Below are 2,675 nucleotides of genomic sequence, written 5' to 3'. Positions count from 1 at the left end.
CGGGACTCATCCGGCCGCGGCGGCCGCGCCGTCCGTGTCGACGGCGGCGCCCACGGCCGTCGCACCGCCGGTCCGGGCCAGCAGCGCGTCGAGCAGCTGGTCGCCCATCAGCGAGATGGGCGGCGCGCCCATGGTCACACCACGACGTCGCCCGGCCGGGCCCGCCGGGCCACCTCGGCCGGCGCCTCGTCCCAGGAGTCCACGAAGACCTTCCGGTCGGCCGGCAGCGGCACCGCCTCGACCAGCGCGGCCGAGCCCTCGCCGGGCTGCCGCAGCTCACCGGGGCCGAAGACCTCCAGCAGCACCAGCTCGTCGGCGATGCCGAGCGCCCCGGCGATGTCGGCCTGCAGGTCCCGGGTGCGGTACAGCCGGTACGGCTGGAAGACCACGATCAACCGGCCCTCGCCGGCCACCTCGCGCAACGTCTGCAGGGCCAGCGTCATCGAGGTCGGGTGGTACGCGTACTCGTCGTAGACCAGCACGCCGTCCGCGACGCCCTTGCGCTCGAACCGCCGCCGGACGCCGGGGAACGCGCCCAGCGCGGCCTCCGCCGCCTCGATCGGCAGCTCCAGCAGGTACGCCGCGAGCACCGCAGAGGCGCTGTTCATCCCCATGTGCCGGCCCGGGACGCAGCCGGATCTCGCCCAGCGACCGGCCCTCGATCTCGGCCAGGAAGCGCACCCCCTGCGCGGAGGAGGCCATCTCGCTCAGCCGCAGGTCGCGTCGGGGGCCTCGCCGTACGTCCAGACCCGGCGCCCCTCCGCCCGCAGCGTCGCGGCCAGCCGCCGGCCACCCGCGTCGTCGGCGCAGGTGATGATGAACCCGTCCGGGTCGGTGAGCCGGGCGAACTCGGCGAACGTCGCCTCCAGGTTCGCCAGGTCGCCGTACGTGTTGAGGTGGTCCGCCTCGATGTTGGTGATGATCGAGACGTACGGCCGGTAGATCAGGAACGAGCGGTCGCTCTCGTCCGCCTCGACCACGAAGTACTCGCCGGTGCCGTGGTGCGCGCCGGAGCCCACCTCGGAGATCTCCCCGCCGATCACGAAGGACGGGTCGGCGCCGGCCTGCTGGAGCACCATGGTCACCATCGACGTGGTGGTGGTCTTGCCGTGGGTGCCGGCCACCGCCACCGTGCGCCGGCCGGTCATCGCCGCCGCCAGGGCCTCGGAGCGGTGCAGCACCCGCAGGCCCCGCCGGCGCGCCTCGGCCATCTCCAGGTGGTCCTGCGGGATGGCCGAGGAGTAGACCACGGTGTCCACGCCGTCGAGGTTGGACGCCTCGTGGCTCATGTGGATCGTGCCGCCGAGCGCCCGCAGGCCGGCCAGGGACGGCCACTCCCGCAGCTCGCTGCCGGAGACCGGCAGCCCCCGGGTGAGGAAGAGCCGGGCCAGGCCGCTCATGCCGACCCCGCCCACCCCGATCAGGTGGATCCGGCCCAGGTCCTCCGCGGTCAGCGTGCCGGCGGGCGTGAACTGCGCGGTGTTCATTCCGAGTACCTTCCCGTCGCGGTGGCCGACGTCATCGGGCCACCGCCTCGTAGACGAAGTTCAGCAGCGCGACATCGCCGTCGCGGCGCCCGTACCCGCCCGCGGCGGCGCCCATCGCGGCGAGCCGCTGCGGGTCCCGGATCAGCGGGATGATCGTCCGCTCCAGCCAGTCCGGGGTCAGCTCGGCGTCGTCGACGAGCAGCCCGCCGCCGGCCTCCACCACGGGCAGCGCGTTGCGCTTCTGCTCCTGGTTGCTGTGCGGGTACGGCACGTAGATGGCGGGCAGCCCGATCGCGGCCACCTCGGCGCAGGTCATCGCCCCGCCTCGGGCCAGCATCAGGTCGGCGGCCGCGTAGCCCAGCTCCATCTCGGACAGGTAGGGCAGGGTCACGTACGGCACCGGCAGGTCGGTGGGGACCGACACCGGCTCGTTGCGGGCGCCGATGACGTGCAGCACCTGCACGCCGTTGCGGGCCAGTTCCTTGGCCGCCCCGGAGACCGCCAGGTTGATCGAGCGGGCGCCCTGCGAGCCGCCGGCGACGAAGAGCACCGGCAGGTCGGGGCGGAGTCCGAAGTGGGCGCGCGCGGCGTTCCGCATCGCCGCCCGGTCCAGCCCGGCGATACCCCGGCGCAGCGGCACGCCGACCACCCGGGCGTCGCGCAGCGACTCGGCCTGCGCCGGCTGGTGCGGGAAGCCCACGGCGACGTTCTTGGTGAACTTCATCCCGAGCCGGTTGGCCACGCCCGGGGGCACGTTCACCTCGTGGATGACGATCGGCAGCTCGCGCCGCCAGGCGGCGAGGTAACCGGGGACCGAGACGTACCCGCCGAAGCCGACCACGACGTCGGCCTGCACCTCGTCGATCACCTTGCCCGCCGCGCGGGCCGCCTTCCACATCCGGTCCGGGGTCCGGACCAGGCTCATGTTCACCGAGCGGGGCAGCTGGTAGGCCGGGATCTGCCGCAGGTCGTAGCCGGCCGGCGGGATCAGCTCGTTCTCCAGGCCCTTCGGGGTGCCCAGGCAGGTGATCCGGACGCGCGGGTCGTGACGGCGCAGGCAGTCGGCGAAAGCCAGCAACGGTAGATGTGTCCCCCCGTGCCCCCTCCACAAAGCACCACCGAACCGCAGCGGACCCATCAGCGTCTCCTCTCGCTCGCCGTGCCGGCGCGCGTCCGGCTCGGCCGGGC

The 2,675-nt window shown here is 73.9% G+C and carries 2 pseudogenes; both read right to left on the bottom strand.

Annotated elements, in window-relative coordinates:
* Positions 1–6: 6 nt before the first annotated feature.
* A pseudogene (gene murC, locus JNW87_RS37255) lies at positions 7–1,487 on the bottom strand (UDP-N-acetylmuramate--L-alanine ligase).
* A gap of 31 nt (positions 1,488–1,518) precedes the next feature.
* Positions 1,519–2,625: pseudogene (gene murG, locus JNW87_RS37250) on the bottom strand (undecaprenyldiphospho-muramoylpentapeptide beta-N-acetylglucosaminyltransferase).
* Positions 2,626–2,675: the final 50 nt, after the last annotated feature.

The sequence above is a fragment of the Micromonospora sp. ATA51 genome, from assembly GCF_016802855.1.
GTDB classification, from domain to species: domain Bacteria; phylum Actinomycetota; class Actinomycetes; order Mycobacteriales; family Micromonosporaceae; genus Micromonospora; species Micromonospora sicca.
This window is presented reverse-complemented; position numbering and strand designations above follow the sequence as displayed.